Below are 421 nucleotides of genomic sequence, written 5' to 3'. Positions count from 1 at the left end.
CGTATGACCCGCGTACCGGAAAATGCAGTACAGCAGGCGCTGGCCGGTAAAGGTCGCAAAGTCACGTCACTACTGAAGCCTGTGGCGTGGATGTTCGTCATCGCCGCTCTGCTGATCGCACTCGATTCTGCGGCAGGCGTAGGGGTGCTGATACTGTTGCAGCACGGCATTGACTCCGGTGTCGCCGCAGGCGATATGTCGACCATCGGCCTCTGTGCCCTGCTCGCCCTGTGCCTGGTCATTGTGGGCTGGTGCAGTTATTCTCTGCAGACGGTCTTCGCCGCCAGAGCGGCGGAATCAGTTCAGCATTCGGTGCGCTTGCGCAGCTTCGGCCATATGCTGCGTCTTGGACTCCCCTGGCATGAAAAGCATGCCGATTCGCGTCTTACCCGCATGACCGTTGATGTGGACTCTCTCGCCC

1 protein-coding gene is annotated in these 421 nt (G+C 60.1%); it reads left to right on the top strand.

Going from position 1 to position 421, the window contains the following annotated elements; translation table 11 throughout:
- A partial coding sequence (locus H6X67_RS11675; protein WP_249435559.1) for an ABC transporter transmembrane domain-containing protein occupies positions 1-421 on the top strand: 421 nt, incomplete at both ends.

The sequence above is a fragment of the Actinomyces sp. AC-20-1 genome (assembly GCF_023369555.1).
Classification (GTDB): Bacteria; Actinomycetota; Actinomycetes; order Actinomycetales; family Actinomycetaceae; genus Actinomyces.
Note: the sequence above shows the minus strand (reverse complement) of the source record. Positions and strands in the feature narration are given on the sequence as shown.